Here is a 1,002-nt window from a genome sequence, read left to right as displayed (position 1 = left end):
CATTACGAGTAGTGGGTTTCCCCATTCGGAAATCTCCGGATCAAAGTCTGCTTACGACTCCCCGAAGCGTATCGGCGTTTGCCCCGTCCTTCATCGGCACCTGGCGCCAAGGCATCCTCCGTGCGCCCTTCGTAGCTTAACCTAAGTTAATGCTATCGAAAGATCATACATTGATTCGATGTCTTGAATCACAAAGTTTGCTATCCAGTTTTCAAGGAACAAGAGTTTTCAAATCTCATAGGCTGACGCCTAAAGACTTGATCCCTCAAGACTAAACGAGTTAGAGATAGATGAGCTCGAAACGAGCTGGTTTTGAGACCGAAGTCTCCGAGGCCGAAGCCTCATTGAGAACAAGTTCTTTCAGAGCCTCTATTAAGAAGCTCTTCAGAAACATCGTTCTCTGGAAACATAGTTTCCGTGAAGACCGAAGTCTTCTCATTTCTAGCCGTTAGGCTTAGAAGTCCTTAGAAAGGAGGTGATCCAGCCGCACCTTCCGATACGGCTACCTTGTTACGACTTCACCCCAGTTATCGATCCCACCTTAGGCGGCTGGCTCTGCAAGCAGTTACCTCACCGACTTCGGGTGTTACCAACTCCCATGGTGTGACGGGCGGTGTGTACAAGGCCCGGGAACGAATTCACCGCGGCATGCTGATCCGCGATTACTAGCAATTCCGGCTTCATGCAGGCGAGTTGCAGCCTGCAATCCGAACTACGAACGGCTTTCTGGGATTGGCTCCACCTCGCGGCTTCGCAACCCTTTGTACCGTCCATTGTAGCACGTGTGTAGCCCAAGACATAAGGGGCATGATGATTTGACGTCATCCCCGCCTTCCTCCGGTTTGTCACCGGCAGTCTGTTGTAAGTGCTCAACTAAATGGTAGCAACACAACATAGGGGTTGCGCTCGTTGCGGGACTTAACCCAACATCTCACGACACGAGCTGACGACAACCATGCACCACCTGTCACCGCTGCCCCGAAGGGAAGCTCTATCTCTAGA

Annotated in this window: 2 rRNA genes; both read right to left on the bottom strand. The window is 51.3% G+C overall.

Annotated elements, in window-relative coordinates:
- A 23S ribosomal RNA gene (locus JJB07_RS23835) occupies window positions 1-142 on the bottom strand; the annotation flags it as partial.
- A 326-nt stretch (window positions 143-468) separates the two neighbouring features.
- Window positions 469-1,002: ribosomal RNA gene (locus tag JJB07_RS23830) — 16S ribosomal RNA — on the bottom strand; the annotation flags it as partial.

The organism is Tumebacillus amylolyticus, assembly GCF_016722965.1.
Lineage (GTDB): Bacteria > Bacillota > Bacilli > Tumebacillales > Tumebacillaceae > Tumebacillus > Tumebacillus amylolyticus.
Note: the sequence above shows the minus strand (reverse complement) of the source record. Positions and strands in the feature narration are given on the sequence as shown.